This window comes from Pseudomonadota bacterium, assembly GCA_034189865.1.
Lineage (GTDB): Bacteria > Pseudomonadota > Gammaproteobacteria > UBA5335 > UBA5335 > JAXHTV01.
This window is the reverse complement of record JAXHTV010000003.1, coordinates 1-17,806: the sequence shown is the minus strand read 5'-3', so window position 1 is coordinate 17,806 and position 17,806 is coordinate 1. Positions and strand designations below refer to the sequence as shown.

Below are 17,806 nucleotides of genomic sequence, written 5' to 3'. Positions count from 1 at the left end.
GCCCGGGTATTGGCCACAACCCATCAGCGCGTCATGTGAACCGATCTCTTTCCTCCTGCGTGAGCTGTGTTATAGTGGGTAACTGTCTGTTGCATAAAGCTTAGAAACGGCTCCATCAAACCGTGTCGCGATGTTCTTCACGCTTGGAGGAATGTCGAACAGCGGGCAAAATAATAATGAATCACGATTGGTCCGAGCGACCAATTTAGTGTGGAGCGATCTGGAGGATGAAATCATTCACCGGTCTTTTCTAGAGGCTATTCTTGCCTCGACTACCGATAGTATCTTTCTCCTGACGGATTCAGGTCGTCTTGCTTACGCTAACGAAGCCGCGAGATCAACGCTGAAATTGGCTAGCGGCCGCCTTCCTCGCCGAAAGTTCGCTGAGCTGTGGTCAGCAGCTTGCAGGGAAACCATCAACCGCGCACTGCAAAATGTCATCGATAGCCAGTCGGCCAGCGTAATTGAGGTCACCGATACAGGAACAGACGCTTCATCGACGATTTTCGAGTTGGCACTTTCCCCGATACCCGAGGGAGATGGGTCCACCGCCCGCGTTTGCGTGATCGGTCGTGAAATCACTGACCGACGGCGAACGGAAGACAGTCTGGCCCGGACAACCCGCCTATACGATACGTTAAGTCATGCCCGTCGAGCGATCGTCCGGGCACAAAATCAAGACGCTTTGTTCATGGAGATTTGCCGAATACTCAGTGAGTTCGGGGATTTTCCGTTGACGTGGATCGGCGTTATCGACCCGGATTCGAACACCATTAAGCCCACGGCTTGTGGCATGTACCAAACTTTTTTGGCCGATCTCGCAGTGGACCTGGATACATCGGCCTCCGCTGACCTCTCATCCCCCGCCATCGTCGCTCGCACAGGCGTATTGCATACGATTCAGAACCCATCCCCGGAGGAGCTGGACCGTGTCGCTGCAACTTGGGCGAACCGTCACGGCAATTTGCGCTTCGGCAGCACCGGTGCCTTCCCCCTTCAGGTTGGATCTAGGACCATCGGTGTGCTCGCCGTCTATGCGGAAGATGCCAGCGGTTTGGATTCCGATACGGTGTCGCTGTTGTCATCTCTTAGCGAAGACGTTTCGTTTGCACTTGACGTGCTGTTCCAAAACCAGGCGCGACAGCGCGCAGAGCAAGCGCTCAGGGAACGAGAATCACAACTGGCCGAAGCGCAGAAACTCGCCCATCTAGGCTACTGGTGGATGGATACAGAAGGACAACACATCGACGCCACCGATGAAGCCAAACGAATTTTCGGCTATCCGGCTGACCACCCGGGAGTATCGCACCAGCAACTCCTAGAGCGCGTGCACCCCGATGACAAAGTGCAACATCTCCAGTACTTGCAAGAAATGGTTAAGGGTCTGGACCAAGTAGAGTTCGATTACCGCATCATCCTGCCCGACGAGACCGAGCGTTGGGTTCATTCGGTGACCTATGCGGAACGGGGTGCCGACCATCGGACCCAACGCGTCTACGGTATTTGTCAGGATATTACGGAACGCAAGTTGGCCGAACAGGCACTGATCGAAAGCGAAGCCCGTTGGCAATTCGCGTTAGAGGGTGCCGACGAGGGCGTGTGGGACTGGGATGTTCAGACCAACTCGGTTTTTTATTCCAACCGATGGAAAGATATGCTCGGTTATGCGCCGGATGAGTTGGTCAACGATCTCTCGGAGTGGGACTCTCGGCTCCACCCGGAGGACCGATCACACGCCTACAATACCATTATCGCTTATCTGCGAGAACGAAAAACGCCGACCTACGCGGTGGAGTATCGTCTGCGGGCGCGAGACGGGAATTACATCTGGATACTCGATCGGGGAAAAATCGTTGATTGGACGGACGAGGGTCTGCCGAAGCGGATCATCGGCACCCACACGGATATCACGGAGCGAAAAAATGCTGAGAACGCGCTCAAAGCCAGTGAAGCGATGCGCTCGACGATTCTCAACTCCACCATGGATGCCATTGTCGCGCTTGATGAGAACAACAAGATCATCCTGTTTAACTCGGCCGCCGAAGACATGTTCCATTTCAAAGCCGACGAGATCGCCGGTCGGCCAATCTGGGATTTAATCCCGAACAAGCTCCACGCCGGATACCGGACATGGGTTAAAACGCTACCTGATTCCGAAAATGGGAGTCTGGTGCGCGCTAAGCCGGTTCGTGTTTACGGGCGACGGGCCGACGGGAGTGAGTTTCCGCTGGAAGTCTCAATGACGCGCACGGAGCTGGATGGCCAACGAATTTACACCAATGTGCTAAGAGACATTACGGATCTGGTCAGTGCGGAACGAGAACTTCGACTGTCAGCGGAAGTACTTGCCTCCTCGGCGGAAGCAATTTGCGTCACAGACAAAGATCGCCGGATCATCTCTATCAATCCGGCCTTGTCGAAAATGACTGGCTATTCCGCGGCAGACCTAGTCGGACAACCTTCGGAAATCCTGTACCCACCCCAATCACAAGCGCTTTACCGGGAAGCTCGCACCAGTGCCGAGCAGGGACACTGGCAAGGCGAAGGTTGGTGCCGACGCAAAAGTGGCGATGCGTTCCCCATTTGGTTAACGGTCAGCGCTGTGACGAACAAACGGGGGGGGCCGACCCATTACATCGCCATGTTCTCGGATATCACGGACCGTAAACGTGACGCGGACCGGATCAACTACCTCGCCAATCACGATCCACTCACCGGATTGCCGAACCGAACCATGCTGGATGGTTTATTGGAAAAGGCGCTGTTAAGTGCGCGTCGCTCCGGTTCTCACTTAGCCATCTTGTTCCTTGATCTGGATCGATTCAAAACCATTAACGATTCCCTGGGACACGACGTGGGCGACCGTTTGCTCATGTCGGTGGGACAACGGCTGAAATCCTGCCTTCGGCAGTCCGATACGGTTGCCCGGCAAGGCGGCGATGAGTTCATCATCCTGCTTCCGGATATCCGCAATTTAGACCGGGTGGTCTCCATTGCCGAACATCTGCTGGAGGTGATCGGGCAGCCTTACGAAGTTCGCGGCTTACAGCTCAACATCACACCCAGCATTGGCGTGGCCTTGTATCCGCGTGACGGCCGGGATGGTCCAACATTGATCAAAAACGCCGACACTGCGATGTATGCGGCCAAGGAACGGGGCAGAGCCAATATTCGATTCTTCAGTCGGGACATGGCGGAACGCGCCAAAGAACGTCTGGCCATGGAAAACCGCTTACGAAAGGCGCTGGATAACGGCGAATTCACCTTGCATTATCAGCCGCAGATCGATGCGCTATCCGGACGGATATTGGGCGTGGAAGCGCTGCTGCGCTGGGTGACGCCGGAACTCGGCATCATCCATCCGGAGCAGTTCATTCCGGTTGCTGAAGAATCGGGTCTCATCGTGCCGTTGGGACAATGGGTGATTGAGGAAGCCTGCCGTCAAAACAATGCCTGGCGACAAACCGGATTGCCTCATGTGCCGGTCGCCGTAAACCTGTCCGCCTTGCAGTTCCAGCATGGCGATCTGCGAAACATTGTTCTCCGAGCATTACGGCAATCGACCCTGGAAGGCACCGCCCTGGAACTGGAGCTGACCGAACATGTCCTGCTCCAAGACCTGGACAGCACGCTGCGTACACTGCGTGAACTGAAGGATGCCGGCATCGCCATCGCCGTAGACGATTTCGGCACCGGCTATTCGTCTTTGGGTTATCTCAAACGATTCCCCATCGACAAGCTGAAAATCGACCGCGAGTTCGTGCGTGATATTACCATCGATCCCAACGACGCCGCGATTACCTCGGCGATTATCGGCTTGGGACGCAGCCTCAACATTCACGTGGTCGCCGAAGGCGTGGAAAATGCCTATCAGTTCAAGATGCTCTCGGATTGGGGTTGCGACAGCATTCAAGGTTTCTTCTTCGCCCGACCCACTTCCGCAGAGCAACTCCTCACCAGCGTGTTGGAGCAGTTCGGCGCCAAACGCAAGAAAGAAGGGTAGTTGAGGAATCTCGGCGTCACGACCCCTCGGCGACTCAACGTACGGTAGGTAAACGGACCTGACCGGCAACGGAAACCGGATAGGCCGCCCCGTGGATATCGCTTTTGAGAAAAAAGCGGTTGGCACTCTGAACGACCAAACCTAACTCATCGCCCGGTTCCAACACGGCGCCGACTCCCGCCAATTCAATTGCGTGCTCACCAAACCCTCGGATCGGCACCACCTGCTCATTGACGGACTCCCTTCCCACTGGCGCGAGTTGTTAGTTTATGGGTATCCCCAAGTCGGCACCGCTCCACGTGTCCGATTCCATTTCTGATGTTTCAATTCACCCTCTCTCCCGTACACTTCGGCTCTTAAGCACATCGGTTGTTCATCGCTTAGACGGCATCGGCATGGGCAACTCGAATTTCTTCACCCAACGCCTCGCTTATGACCTGATCGACCGTCTCCAGCCACACAAATTCAAGCTGTTCTCGGGCGTTTTGGGGAATATCTTCGTAGTCTTTGCGATTGCGCGCCGGCAGCAGTACTTTCTTGATTCCCGCACGGTGGGCCGCCAATACTTTTTCTTTGATACCGCCCACGGGCAGAACCAAACCCCGAAGGGTGATCTCACCGGTCATGGCGACGTCGTGACGAACCGTTCGCTCGGTCAACAGAGACAACAGTGCGGTGAACATAGCGACGCCCGCACTGGGCCCGTCTTTGGGTATGGCGCCTGCGGGAACATGGACGTGAATATCGCTATTATCGAACATCGCCGGTTCCAAACCCAAATCCATCGCGCGGGACTTGATCAGACTCAAGGCCGCTTGCGCACTCTCCTTCATCACCTCGCCCAATTGGCCGGTCAGGATAAGCCGCCCTTTTCCGGGGGCGCGGCTTGCTTCGATGAACAGCACATCGCCACCCACCGGCGTCCAGGCCAAACCGGTGGCCACGCCGGGCACGCTGGTTCGCATCGCCACTTCGCTCTCGAAACGCTCGGGCCCCAGGATATCCGGCAGGTCTTCAGCATTCACCCCAACCGACTCCACTGTGCCTTCGGCGATTCGCATGGCCACGCTCCGGCAGATAGCCCCGATTTCGCGTTCCAGGTTTCGGCAGCCGGCCTCCCGCGTATAGCCTTGAACCAAGCGATGCAAAGCACTATCCGATATGCCACACTGGGACTCGGTCAAACCGGTCCCTTTCAATTGCCGAGGGACCAGATAGCGGCGGGCAATTTCCACCTTCTCCGCTTCCGTGTAACCCGGGAGCTCGATCACTTCCATTCGGTCGCGCAGCGGTCCTGGGATGTTGTCCAGAACGTTGGCGGTACCGATGAACATGACTTTCGACAAATCGAACGGCACGGCCAGATAGTTGTCGCGGAAGGTCGCGTTTTGTTCCGGGTCCAACACCTCTAACAGCGCGGCAGAAGGATCGCCCTGAACGCCGGCGCCCAGCTTGTCCATTTCATCAAGCATAATCAACGGGTTGCGCGTGCCCGCTTTACGGATGGCCTGGATCATGTTGCCGGGCAAAGCCCCGATATAGGTCCGCCGGTGACCGCGCACCTCGGCCTCGTCGTGAACGCCACCGAGACTGACCCGCTCGAACTGTCTGCCCATGGCTCGGGCGATACTTTGCCCCAAAGACGTCTTGCCCACGCCGGGCGGCCCCACAAAGCACAAAATGGGACTTTTACCCTCTGGATTCAGCTTGCGAACCGCCAGATGCTCCAGGATGCGGCGCTTGATCTTATCCAGGCCATAGTGGTCCTCATCGAGCACCCGCCGGGCGGCGTCGATCTCGATCGCCTCGGCGGTCGTCTTGGACCAGGGCAGCTCGATGAGCCAATCGAGATATGTACGGAGCATGCCGTATTCACCGGCACCCTCCGGCATACGCTCGAGCCGCTTCAACTCCTTGCGTGCTTGAGCCTCGACCTCTTCGGGCATCCCGGCATCGGTAATGGCCTGCGCGATCTCCTGGACCTCCGCCGCTCGATCGCCATCCTCACCGAGCTCTCGTTGGATGGTTCGCAGTTGCTCTCGAAGCACCGCTTCCCGCTGACGTTCATCCAGGCTTTCTTTGGTTTGCTCGGTGATTTGACGCTGCAGACGCAGCACCTCGACTCGGTGATCGAGCAGCTGGCGAATCCGCTGCAAGCGCGTTTCGGTATCCAGGGTTTGCAGAATCTCCTGCTTCTCCTGCGGGGTGACGTCCAGATAGCCGGCCACGATGTCACCCAGTGCCGTGGCGGAAGTAATTGAGCGCAGGGCTTTTGCCATCTCCGGCGGCGCCTGAGGCAACAGGCTGACTGCTTCAACGGCTTGATCGCGTAAGTGATGGGCCAAGGCTTCTGCCTGATGAGTGACTTGTTCATCATCCGGAAGACGTTCCACGCGCGCCAGCAGGAATGGTTGGCCGGGGATAAAATCCACCACTCGAAAACGCTTATCGCCATGGCAGACGAGATGATGTCCACCGTCGGGATCGGTCACGTAACGCAGAATGCTTGCGGCAGTGCCGACGGTATAGAGGTCTGTCGGTTCCGGCTGATCGACTTCGGCATCTCGTTGTAACAGCAAACCAACCGGTCGCTCGGTGCGGGCCGCTTCTTGTGCCGCTGCGATGGATTGCTCCCGACCCACGGCGATGGGCATCACAATGCCCGGAAAAAGAACGAGGTTCCGGACGGGGATGATGATCAGCACATCTTCCGGCAGACGGACGCTTTCAACCTCATCCGCCGCTTGCGACGGGCTCGGTACCATGTCCTTGATGTCGTGTTCTTTCATGACGTTTATATCTTGCGTAATAGAATTTCCAGGCAGCCGTTGGCTAACTCACTCCCCACGACTTCGAGTGGTCTGGTCGGAAGCGGCAACCGGCGCTCGAACCGACCGTGCGGGATCTCCAATCGGTGGATGGCGGTTCCGGCGGAGCGCACGCCGGATGGCAAGCGGCGTTCGCCCGAAATCGTCACGGCCCCGTCTTCGACGGTGACCACCACCTCCGACGGCGCAACCCCCGGCAACGCGACCAGTATCCGTATCGTGTCATGGGACTCGTAGACGTCTACGGGGGGTTCCCAAACCGCCCTTACGGCGCCCGCGCGTCCGGGTTGAAAGAACTGCCGCTGCAAACGCTCGGCACGGCCGATCATTTCCAGGGCGCGAGCCCACATGAGCTCTTCCAGGTCGCGTGTCGACATGAACAATCCCCGAAGCGATGGTGAGATGAGATCGCCGATCTGTTTCAGATGGCCGATCGTTGATGAACTCAATAGTGGGGCCGACGGTGCCCCTTATCAATGCACTCGGCGACGATTCCAAGTCTGGAAATCATTAATCAATGCCGGATCTCGAACATCAATTGAAATGCGGGTGGCTCACCCTGCAATATCGGCGTTGGCAGTAAATTCAGATCGATGTGGAAGCTGGCGCCGCCGGAGGATTCTTCGCTCGAACCCAGTGCGCCGGTGATGCCCCGGAGTATCTGTTTACCGGGCGGCGTGGTGGTCAGAAACGCCGTAATCAATCCTTTGATCATGCCGCCGGTATCCAGACCGCTCGGCGGATTCAGGATGGCATTGATGCGCTGTAAACTTTCCGGTTCCGGAATGCTGGGCTGCTCAAACAACACCCGGAAACGGGCCGGGCCGGCGGAGAACAAGGTGGCACCGCCCGGCACACTGGGCGCCGATTCTTCCTCTGCACTGGGTGGCGGCATGAGCAGCCACCAGGGCGTGGGATCCAGCAGCGTGTCGGCCCAGGGCGTGAGGCTGAACAAATTGTAGCGGGCACTTGGGATGTTGCCCGTCAACATCAGTTCGAACAGATCCGGATCCATCAACAACCAGTTATAGATGGCCAGCTCTCCGGTGGGGTCTAGCGTCCCCAGACTGAGATCGAGGCTAAGATCCAGGCCGCCGAAGGTGACAGGTGGGGGCTGCCAACTCAGATCGAAGTCCGGCGACGGTAGAGATTGGGATAGGTTCGGCTCGTCCTGGCGTTGAATATCTCGTCCAATAGGCCCCTGCTGGATGACGTGGGTCAGCTCATGAGCCAGCAAGTGACGACCGGAAGCGGTTTGCGGCGCGAATTGTCCGGGCCCGAACACGATATCCGGGCCCAAAGTAAAGGCGCGGGCATGGATGGCCTGGGAAGTCCGGGCGGCCTGATCACCGGTGTGCAATCGCACATGGTCGAAACGGTAGCCGAAACGAGGCTCGTAAAAACGCCGCAATTCCGACGGCAATGGCTGTCCGCCGCCGCGGATGGATCGAATGGTGGTCTCGATGCCCGCGTCGGCGGCAAAAGATCCCTGCACATCCCGGCTGTTCGGTCCGCTCTGAGATAGTGCTGTTTGAACCTGTTCAAGCTCTTGATGCTGCGCTTCACAGGATGGGCACGGCGCGGCGTTTTGTGAGTGTGGTGCGGGTGCTGGCATTCGCATCACCGCATCGGCCATGCGATCGGCCTCCCGTTCGTACTTGTCGTCCGGCGCACCGACGACCAACTTAGGCTGGATTTCCGCGTGGCCGAGAATCTGTCTCACAGCGCGACGTTGCCCGGCATGCTGCGACGTGGGAATCACAGCGTTGCGCCGTACGGGCGAATTAATCGGGCACGTCACGTTGGCCGCTTTAGTTTTCGCATGCACCGCTGTCATCTCCGTGGAGATTCTGCCATCGCGTCGCCAGCCACGGCCTCACCCAGCCACCGTCATCGGGTCGATGACGCCTGACCACTGACCTTCCGCCGATGGATTCAGGTTCCCGTGTGATAAGCCTACCCGCTTCAACCACCAATCGCTATGTCTGTCATACGGCCTCAACGCGTTTGGGCCGCAGCCAAAAGAATAAAGCAGCCAATGCCAGCAGCGCCGGGACGTCGCCCAATAGGTGCATGGGTTCACCCACGGCGATTGCATCATAGGCCATCACCAAACCATGCAAGGTCATTGAAATAATCGTGAAGTCAATAATGATCCGATCCCGGCGCGGATCACGCACCGCCATCAACAGCGCAATCCCATTGGCGGCAAACATGGCCCAAATCATATGCTCGTAGGCGGGATGCGGTGCGGGCGTCATCCATCGAAAGCCAGCCGGCCACAATTCCAAGCCGATGGGCGTAGCGACCAGTAAAGCCAAACCCACGATAACCATCACCACCCGTAGCAAGCGATATTTTTGCTGATCTTCCATGCTCTACCACCTCTTCTTCCGTTCGCTGGCTACCACCGGCGGTGCGCATTAGCTCTTCAATCGCATAATACGAAAGGCGCCGAGCAAGACGACCAACCCGATGAGCGTCCCGATGATCAAATCAGGATAGCGCGACCCGCTGTAGCAAACCAGCAGGCCGGCAACGATCACACCGATATTGGCAAGAACATCGTTGGCCGAGAATATCCAGCTCGCTTTCATGTGCACACCACCGTCGCGGTAACGATGAATCAGCATCAAACAAAGCACATTGGCCGACAAGGCCAGCAAGCCGATCAAGATCATCAGCGCCGATAAAGGGTCACTCCCGAATAGAACCCGTCGACCCACCTCGAAGAGCAGTCCGATAGCCATCGTTAACTGCAAAATCCCGGCCACCCGCGCCGCTCTCACCTTGGCCGCTCCGCCTCGTCCAACGGCACCCAGGGCAACACCGTATACCGCCGCATCGGCGAACATATCCAGCGAGTCCGCGATCAATCCGGCAGATTGGGCGAGCAAGCCTGCGATCAGCTCAAGCCCGAACATCGCCCCGTTAATAACCAGCAGTATCCGCAGCGTCCGGGCTTCAGCCGCGTCATCCTTTGTGGTAGCACGTAGGCGGGTTAAATCATCGGTTTGGGTTTCACGAGTTTCTGTGAGCACGGCGCCAAGGCCTAATCCGGCGAGCCGCTCAGTGATGGGGGCGATGGGTCCGTCATGGAAAACATCCACCGTCCGTTTATCCAGGTCGCAGTGGATTCCATGCCATCCCGCGATCGTCTCAAGCGCCAGACGGATCATGCGCTCTTCCGATGGACAGTCCATCTTCGGCACCGAGAACCTGCTCACATATTGGGCGGATTTCGATGCATCGGTGTCCTCAGAAGTAGGCTGCTCAGACGAACTCATTTCTAGGCCTGTCGCAAGTTTTGGGATTCTGTCGTCTGTGTTTCCCACAGCGTTCGTCTTGAACTAGAATTCTTGCATGCACGCGATCAGACTCTGCATCGTCTCGCACCAATGGCTCTGTTCATGGATACTCCTGTGCGTGTTGTTCTACGGTCCGCTGACGGTCGCCTGCGCCCATGTCGATCAAACACAACGCGCCCCCCACTGCCAAACAATCGGTCATTCCGACCATAGCCTAGCTGAGACGCAGCCAAGCCCACCGACGGATAACTGTATCGTCGCCCTGGTCGATCGATCCATGAGCTGTGACACCGCCAGCATCGCACAGGCACCGGATAAAAGGGACTTATCCCCGCCGATGCCCCTGGACAAAACAATCCTGTTACTTGCAGCATTCGCGATCAACCCCGACGGGATCGCGCGAATTCCGCGAGACCATCTCGATTCGCGCACACCATCAGGACCACCCGTCTACCTCGAGAGTGCGCGTATCCGTTTGTGAGTTTCGCTTCTTTGTTGACTTTCGGTATAAACAAAGGAGCAAGCGTATGGTCGTTAACGAAATTGCCAAACGCGCCGGGGTCCCCCCACATGTTGTGCGCTACTACGCACGCATCGGATTACTTAACCCCCAGCGCCATCCAGATAACCAATATCGGCTGTTCAGTCCGGCGGACGTCACCCGAATCCGTTTGATTCGTTATGCCCAATCTGTGGGATACAACCTGGACGAAATCCGCTCTGTCTTGGCGACGCTGGCCAGCGGACCGGTATCGTGGGCTTGGATGTACCGAGAACTAGACAACAAAAAACGGCGCGCGCGCCACGCACAGGCCTGCCTTGTCGCCCAACAGGACAAGCTGGATCAGATCATGGCTGCGGGGGAAAAATCCCAACCGATATTCGACAACCCGGAACAAATGCTGGAGTGGCTTGAGCGGTTGACCTAATCAACCATTGCGCGATGACCTGCTGCCCGGTCCGTGCCCATTGACGGGTGCAATGGGCGTAAAAACCTGGACGGGTTTGGAACACGGGTACTATCATCAGACGATGCATCGGTTTCGCCAAACAGGGTTATGGGTCGCGATCATCGCGTTGGTGATGACACGTGTGGTCGGCGTGCACGTGCATGTATGCAGTGCGCCGGAGCCTGGCATGTCCGTGCCGGCACATATGGACATGCTTGGAGGCCACGCCGATCACCACCATGACCAAAAAGGCCATTCCGATCCGGACGTCGATCTTCCCATCCCGGTGATGTCCAAAGCCAGTGAGAAGTATCATGCCCTGCTCCCGGTGCTGATATTCGTCCTGTTCCTATTGACGATTCGCCGTGTCGTCCGAGTGGTAGACGCGCGGCCGCCTCCCTTTCGTTCCGCTTGGACACAACGCCCTCCCCTCCGGGCCCCCCCTGCCTTCTGATCATCGTCGGATTGAGCCTCCGATCACTCTGACCGTTTGAGTTCCGTCGCTCTTCGAGTTCGCGTACGGAACGTGTGGCATCGTCATCGCCCGTAGAAACGAAATCAATGACGACGGAAACGGCCTTGAGCGGTCCTACGGCGACGCGGGTCAATCTGAGATCTTCGCGCTTTTCAATCGAACCGACCGTATTGAGAATACGGCGCCCCGCGCGCGCGTCAGCACGATTCAGGAATGGAGGGGTTCATGACCCGAATACTATTGATAGTCGCCGCCTTGTCCGCCCTCGGGTGGTCGATTCTGGCGGCGGCCGACGACCGTCACGCGGGCGCACCGTTGACGCTTGCTGCGGCAATGCACGCCACCCTGGAGAACAACCCGGCGTTGAAAACGTTCCGTGTTCGCCGAGAGGAACTGCTTGCGGAACACAAAACCGCAGGGCTTCGGCCACCACTCAAACTCCGGGTGGGTATTGAAAACGTGGCTGGTACCGGCACGCTGGAAGGTACCGAGCAGGCCGAGTTGACCCTAGCGCTTTCACACGTGGTGGAATTGGGTGGCCAGCAAACCGCACGGGTGTCTGTCGCGGGTAGCCGACAAGATTTGCTTGAAACGGAGCAGCAGTCGGTGCAACTGGATCTACTGGCCACGGTTGCCCGCCGATTTGTACATGTTCGCGCTGATCAGGAGCGATTGGCATTGGCGACCGAGGCCACCGCTCTTAGCCGGCGAACGCTGGAATCGGTGGAGCGACGGGTTCGTGCGGGGCAATCGCCCCAGGCCGAGCGGGCGCGAGCCCGCGCGGCCCTGGCCCAAGCCGAGCTCGATGCCGAACACGCGGCACATGAGCTTGGTGCGGCCCGGGTACGCTTGGCCAGCTTGTGGGGCGAATCCCGTCCAAATTTTAACCGGGCAACGGGCGATTTGCTGGCGGTGGGCGAGCCAGGCGATATGGATCGACTGATGGCCACCATCGAGGCCAATCCGGACATCGCCCGGTTCGACCGACGACGACGAATGCGCAACGCTGAGCTGCGCCTCGCGGAAGCTCAATCCCGCGGAGGCGTGGAGTTTTCGGGCGGTCTTCGGCGCTTAGAAGGTACCGAAGATACGGCTTTGGTCTTCGGTGCCAGCCTGCCCTTGTTTTCAGCCTCCCGTTCGCAAGGCGAAATTATGGCGGCCGATGCCCGCTATCGGTTGACGGAACACGACCGTCAAGCCGCTATCCTCGAGATCCGATCAGGCCTGTATTCCATTTATCAAGAGCGAATCCACGCACTGACGGCCGTCGAAGTGTTGCATGGTGAAATCATCCCGCAGCTGACGGCGGCTTTGAACGACACGCGCCGTGCCTACGAAAGTGGCCGCTATGGCTACCAGGAATTCGCCGCGGCCCAACGAGAGCTGCTGAATGCCCGTCGATCTCTGATCGATGCAGCCGAAACGGCTCACATTAACCGTATCGAGCTCGAACGCCTCGCCGGTATGCCACTGGAACCGACGCTCTTCAGTGCTCGTGAGGAGCCTTCATCATGATCGTGAAGCCACAACGAAGCTGCTTGTTCCCGCTGATTCTGGTGATTTCCAGCCTCGCTTGGTCCACTGGACGCGCCGCGGAGGATCATGCCCACAAAAGCCCGGCGGCGACGACCTCCCACGCCGCTCCCCAGGATCATGATCACCATGACCATGCGGAAAATCCCGAGGGCCCCCACGGTGGAAGACTTCTGATCGGTCACGGTCTGACCCTGGAAATAACGGTCTACGAGCGTGGCGTGCCGGCGGAATTTCGGGTCTATCCGTATCGGGACGGAAAACCGATCGATCCCACAACGGTCGATCTCACCGTCGAACTCGCGCGGCTCGGCGGCCAGATCGACCGCTATACCTTTCTACCGGAAGGCAATTACCTGCGTGGCGAGGGTGAGGTCTCAGAACCGCATTCGTTCGACGTCACGGTTCACGCGCGAGCCGGCGGTGAGCATTACCATTGGGCCTACGCCAGTCACGAAGGTCGGGTTACGATTCCACAACGGATCGCCGAGCAAGCCGGTATTACCACAGCGTCGGCACAATCGGGTTCGATACGGGAGACGGTCCGGCTTTACGGTCGTGTGGTCCCCGTCACCACTCAGGTTCACCCGGTGCGGGCGAGATTTCCCGGAGTGGTTCGATCGGTGCATAAGCAGGTCGGAGATTCGGTGAAAGTCGGCGAGCGCTTGCTGACCATCGAGGCCGATGCCAGCCTGCGCAACTACACGCTGGAATCGCCTATCGCCGGCGAAGTTACCGACCGTATGGCCAACCCGGGCGAGATCGCCGGCGACCAAACCCTGATGACGGTCACCGATCTTTCCACCGTTTGGGCCGATTTGGCGGTGTTTCCAGAGCAGGCGGATCGGATTCGTGTCGGTCAACAGGTACGCCTTCAGGCGGGCGGTGCCGTGACCGAGTCAACCATCACCTACCGTTCCCCCATCGGCCGTCCCGGCCCGGCCACCATTGCCCGCGTGACGCTGGACAACACTCAGAGAATATGGCCCACGGGGCAGTGGCTGGAAGCGGAGGTCGTTGTCTCCGATGCGCCCGCGGAACTGATTGTCGACAACCGCGCGCTGCAACGTTTCCGTGATTTCACCGTGGTGTTTGCCAAGTTTGGCGATACCTATGAGGTTCGTATGGTCGAGCTGGGTCGCCGGGATGCGCACATGAGCGAAGTCCTATCCGGCCTGAAGCCCGGCACGGAATACGTCGTGGGTAACAGCTACCTGATCAAGGCGGACATTGAAAAGTCCGGCGCATCACACGAGCACTGAGTCACTTCCATGATCGATACGCTACTCCATCACGTCATCCAGCGTCGCTGGCTGGTATTACTTCTGGTGGGCGCCGTGTCCGGGCTCGGTGTCTGGAACTACCAGCGTTTGCCCATCGATGCGGTACCGGACATCACCAACGTCCAGGTGCAAATCAACACGGAAGCACCCGGCTACTCCCCGCTGGAAGCCGAACAGCGCATTACCTACCCGGTCGAGACCGCGCTGGCGGGCCTACCGCGGTTAGCCTACACGCGTTCCCTTTCGCGCTACGGACTCTCGCAGGTCACGGTGGTATTCGAAGACGGCACGAATATCTACTTCGCCCGCAACCTCATCAACGAACGCCTGAACCAGATCAAAAGCCAATTACCGCCCGGTTTGGAACCAGCCATGGGGCCCATCGCTACCGGTCTGGGTGAAATCTTCATGTACAGCGTCAGTGCACAGCCCGACGCCCGCCAAAATGACGGTTCCCCCTACGACGCCACCGCCCTGCGCACCGTTCAGGATTGGATTATCCGTCCGCAACTGGTGTTGGTTCCCGGCGTCACCGAAGTGAACACGGTCGGTGGCTATGAGAAACAGTTCCACGTCACTCCACAACCCAAAAAGCTCCTCGCCTACGGATTGGGATTTCAAGACGTCGTGGCTGCCTTACAACGTAATAACCTCAATCGTGGCGCGGGCTACGTGGAAGTGAACGGGCAGCGGCTGCTGATCCGCTCTCCCGGCCAGGTTGCGGCCATCGCCGAGATCGAACAGATTCAAATCGGCCGTATCGACGGAATTCCGGTCCGTGTTGCCGATGTCGCCGAAGTGTCTTTGGGCAAGCAACTGCGCAACGGCGCCGCCACCCGTGATGGCAAGGAAACCGTGCTGGGTACCGCCATGATGCTGGTTGGGGAGAATCCACGCGCGGTCGCCCACGCAGTGGCCGAAAAACTCAAGCAGATACAAAAATCGCTACCCGATGGCGTGGTTGTCGATGCGGTCTATGACCGCACCAAGCTGGTCGATCAAACCATCGCCACCGTCCAGAAAAATCTGTTGGAAGGTGCCTTACTGGTGGTGGTGGTGCTGTTCCTGTTACTCGGCAATTTGCGAGCGGCTTTGATTACCGCCGCGGTAATTCCTCTAGCCATGCTCATGACCATCACCGGTATGGTCGAGGCCGGCGTTTCGGCCAACTTGATGAGCCTCGGCGCCCTGGACTTCGGTCTGATCGTGGACGGTACCGTCATTGTGGTCGAAAACGCCGTTCGCCGGCTGGCCGAAGCGCAAGGGCAGCAAGCCGGCCAACTTTCACTGCGGGAGCGCTTGGCGGTGACTTATTCGGCCACCAACGAAGTCATTCGCCCCAGTTTGTTCGGCGTCGGCATTATCACGCTGGTGTATTTTCCGATCTTCAGCTTCACCGGCGTGGAAGGAAAGATGTTCCATCCCATGGCCTTCACCGTGGTCATGGCCCTGACAGCAGCGATGATTTTGTCGTTGACCTTCGCTCCCGCTGCCGTCGCACTGGGGCTCCGCGGCCGCATCACCGAGCGAGAAAACCGCATCATGCAATTGGCCAAGCGCTTGTATGCGCCAACTTTGGGGGCAGCTCTGCGATTTCATTGGCTCATGGTGGCAGGCGCGCTGCTTCTGGTGGTCGCGAGTATCTTGCTCGCCGGCCGCTTGGGTTCCGAGTTCATTCCTCAGTTGGATGAGGGCGATATTGCGCTCCATGCATTGCGCATCCCCGGAACCGGCTTGGAGCAAGCGGTAAAGATGCAGACGCAACTCGAGCAGCGGATTGCCGAGTTTCCACAGGTGGATAAGGTATTTGCCAAAATCGGGACGCCCGAAGTTGCGACCGACCCCATGCCACCGAGCGTGGCAGACAATTTTGTGATCCTCAAGCCGAGGGACCAGTGGCCCGATCCCACGTTGAGGAAGTCGGAACTGGTGCGGGAACTTGAAGCGGCCGTTGCCGGCTTGCCGGGCAACAACTATGAATTCACTCAACCCATTCAGATGCGCTTCAACGAACTGCTGGCAGGCGTCCGCGCAGATCTGGGCATCAAAGTCTTCGGCGACGACTTGGAAACGCTACGGGTCACCGCCCAGGCCATAGCGGACGTGGTTTCGGAGTTAACGGGCGCGGCCGACGTACAAGTGGAACAGGTCTCGGGCCTGCCTATGCTGTCCATCGTTCCCCGGCGGGCCGCTTTGCAACAATACGGCCTCAGTGTGGCGGAGGTACAGGATCTGATCGCCATCACCATGGGCGGCCAACGCAGCGGTTTGGTATTTGAGGGCGACCGTCGCTTTGAAATCATCACCCGACTGCCGGAAGAACTCCGCAGCGAGGTCCGTTCATGGCCTGACCTTCCGGTTCCGCTTCCCGGCGGCGGCTACGTGCCCTTGGCCGAGATCGCCGAGATTCAAGAGGGCATTGGGCCCGCGCAGATCAGCCGAGAGAACGGCAAACGGCGGGTCGTGGTCACGGTCAACGTTCGCGGCCGCGATTTGGGATCTTTCGTATCCGAAGCGCAACAAGCCATCAACGACCAAGTGGACCTGCCCGCCGGTTATTGGCTGGACTATGGTGGCACCTTCGAACAGTTGGAATCGGCCAGCCAACGGCTCGCACTGATGATTCCCCTGACACTGGCCGCCATCCTGGGGGTGCTGCTCCTGGCATTCGGCTCCCTCAAGGACGCATTGATTATCTTCAGCGGGATACCCTTGGCCTTGACCGGAGGTATCGCGTCACTGACCTTACGCGACATGCCCTTTTCGATATCCGCCGGGGTCGGTTTTATCGCGCTATCGGGAATCGCCATACTCAATGGCCTGGTGATGCTCTCTTTCATACGGCAACTGCGGGCCGAGGGGCTTTCGCTCGATGCCGCCATTCGACAGGGGGCGATGACGCGTCTGCGGCCGGTGCTCATGACCGCCTTGGTCGCCAGCCTGGGTTTTGTCCCGATGGCCGTGAATACTGGCATCGGTGCTGAAGTGCAGCGGCCACTGGCCACGGTGGTGATTGGCGGTATCCTCTCCTCCACCTTACTGACTCTTTTGGTGTTACCGGCTCTTTACCGTATCGCCCATGGACGGGAGAGCCGACAGGAGGTGGCGAACTAGCCCAAGGTCATCACCCTCATGAGAACGATAACTCGACCCGGTTGAGCCGCAACGCGTTCGCGATAACGGAGACCGAAGAGAGGCTCATCGCCGCGGCCGCGAGCATGGGCGAGAGCAACAAGCCGAAAAACGGGTACAACAGGCCGGCCGCGATGGGAACGCCCAGGCTGTTATAAACGAAAGCGAAGAAAAGATTCTGGCGAATGTTGCGCAGCGTCGCCTGGGACAGCCGCCGGGCGCGGACGATCCCGGTCAGATCGCCCTTCACCAGCGTGACCCCGGCGCTTTCCATGGCCACATCCGTGCCGGTAC

General features: G+C 58.5%; 13 protein-coding genes. 6 read left to right on the top strand and 7 right to left on the bottom strand.

The features are described 5' to 3' along the window. Positions 1-130 precede the first annotated feature (130 nt). Positions 131-4,003, top strand: a complete 3,873-nt coding sequence (locus SVU69_02085) for a PAS domain S-box protein (GenBank protein ID MDY6941787.1) — start codon at positions 131-133, stop codon at positions 4,001-4,003. A gap of 34 nt (positions 4,004-4,037) precedes the next feature. Here the strand turns inward: SVU69_02085 and SVU69_02080 are convergent, their stop codons facing one another. From SVU69_02080 to SVU69_02055, 6 genes are all read right to left on the bottom strand, one after another. After that, positions 4,038-4,223, bottom strand: coding sequence for a hypothetical protein (locus SVU69_02080; protein ID MDY6941786.1), 186 nt, complete (start codon positions 4,221-4,223; stop codon positions 4,038-4,040). Positions 4,224-4,383: 160 nt separating this feature from the next. Beyond that, positions 4,384-6,768 carry an endopeptidase La gene (gene lon, locus SVU69_02075; protein ID MDY6941785.1) on the bottom strand — a complete coding sequence of 795 codons (2,385 nt, stop codon included), beginning with the start codon at positions 6,766-6,768 and terminating at the stop codon, positions 4,384-4,386. 29 nt (positions 6,769-6,797) lie between these two features. Further along, the gene (locus SVU69_02070; protein MDY6941784.1) at positions 6,798-7,208 is read right to left on the bottom strand and encodes an Hsp20/alpha crystallin family protein; all 411 of its coding nucleotides are present in this window, start codon (positions 7,206-7,208) and stop codon (positions 6,798-6,800) included. A gap of 137 nt (positions 7,209-7,345) precedes the next feature. After that, positions 7,346-8,554 (bottom strand): DUF4157 domain-containing protein, encoded by a 1,209-nt coding sequence (locus SVU69_02065; protein ID MDY6941783.1) that lies wholly within the window; start codon positions 8,552-8,554, stop codon positions 7,346-7,348. Between the two features lie 265 nt (positions 8,555-8,819). Further along, entirely contained in the window at positions 8,820-9,206 is a 387-nt protein-coding gene (locus tag SVU69_02060) for a DUF6632 domain-containing protein (GenBank protein MDY6941782.1), read from the bottom strand. 48 nt (positions 9,207-9,254) lie between these two features. Then, positions 9,255-10,034 carry a cation transporter gene (locus SVU69_02055; GenBank protein ID MDY6941781.1) on the bottom strand — a complete coding sequence of 260 codons (780 nt, stop codon included), beginning with the start codon at positions 10,032-10,034 and terminating at the stop codon, positions 9,255-9,257. Positions 10,035-10,666: 632 nt separating this feature from the next. Between SVU69_02055 and SVU69_02050 the strand changes: the two genes are divergently transcribed. From SVU69_02050 to SVU69_02030, 5 genes are all read left to right on the top strand, one after another. Further along, positions 10,667-11,068: a MerR family transcriptional regulator gene (locus tag SVU69_02050; protein MDY6941780.1), complete on the top strand. Its 402-nt coding sequence runs from the start codon at positions 10,667-10,669 to the stop codon at positions 11,066-11,068. A gap of 52 nt (positions 11,069-11,120) precedes the next feature. Beyond that, a complete protein-coding gene (locus SVU69_02045) occupies positions 11,121-11,543 on the top strand; it encodes a hypothetical protein (GenBank protein ID MDY6941779.1) in 423 nt (140 codons plus the stop codon). A gap of 246 nt (positions 11,544-11,789) precedes the next feature. After that, positions 11,790-13,079, top strand: a complete 1,290-nt coding sequence (locus SVU69_02040; protein ID MDY6941778.1) for a TolC family protein — start codon at positions 11,790-11,792, stop codon at positions 13,077-13,079. Beyond that, entirely contained in the window at positions 13,076-14,359 is a 1,284-nt protein-coding gene (locus SVU69_02035; GenBank protein ID MDY6941777.1) for an efflux RND transporter periplasmic adaptor subunit, read from the top strand. The genes SVU69_02040 and SVU69_02035 overlap by 4 nt, the downstream gene beginning before the upstream one ends. A gap of 9 nt (positions 14,360-14,368) precedes the next feature. After that, entirely contained in the window at positions 14,369-17,494 is a 3,126-nt protein-coding gene (locus tag SVU69_02030) for a CusA/CzcA family heavy metal efflux RND transporter (GenBank protein ID MDY6941776.1), read from the top strand. 16 nt (positions 17,495-17,510) lie between these two features. On the opposite strand, the gene SVU69_02025 is transcribed toward SVU69_02030, so the two are convergent. Then, positions 17,511-17,806 (bottom strand): heavy metal translocating P-type ATPase (locus tag SVU69_02025; protein ID MDY6941775.1); only part of this gene is annotated, 296 nt, incomplete at its 5' end.

Coding starts and splice junctions, on each gene's coding strand:
- SVU69_02085 (MDY6941787.1), top strand. CDS start 131: ATGTTCTTCACGCTTGGAGGAATGTCGAACAGCGGGCAAAATAATAAT.
- lon (MDY6941785.1), bottom strand. CDS start 6,768: ATGGTACCGAGCCCGTCGCAAGCGGCGGATGAGGTTGAAAGCGTCCGT.
- SVU69_02070 (MDY6941784.1), bottom strand. CDS start 7,208: ATGTCGACACGCGACCTGGAAGAGCTCATGTGGGCTCGCGCCCTGGAA.
- SVU69_02060 (MDY6941782.1), bottom strand. CDS start 9,206: ATGGAAGATCAGCAAAAATATCGCTTGCTACGGGTGGTGATGGTTATC.
- SVU69_02055 (MDY6941781.1), bottom strand. CDS start 10,034: ATGGACTGTCCATCGGAAGAGCGCATGATCCGTCTGGCGCTTGAGACG.
- SVU69_02050 (MDY6941780.1), top strand. CDS start 10,667: ATGGTCGTTAACGAAATTGCCAAACGCGCCGGGGTCCCCCCACATGTT.
- SVU69_02045 (MDY6941779.1), top strand. CDS start 11,121: ATGGGCGTAAAAACCTGGACGGGTTTGGAACACGGGTACTATCATCAG.
- SVU69_02040 (MDY6941778.1), top strand. CDS start 11,790: ATGACCCGAATACTATTGATAGTCGCCGCCTTGTCCGCCCTCGGGTGG.
- SVU69_02035 (MDY6941777.1), top strand. CDS start 13,076: ATGATCGTGAAGCCACAACGAAGCTGCTTGTTCCCGCTGATTCTGGTG.
- SVU69_02030 (MDY6941776.1), top strand. CDS start 14,369: ATGATCGATACGCTACTCCATCACGTCATCCAGCGTCGCTGGCTGGTA.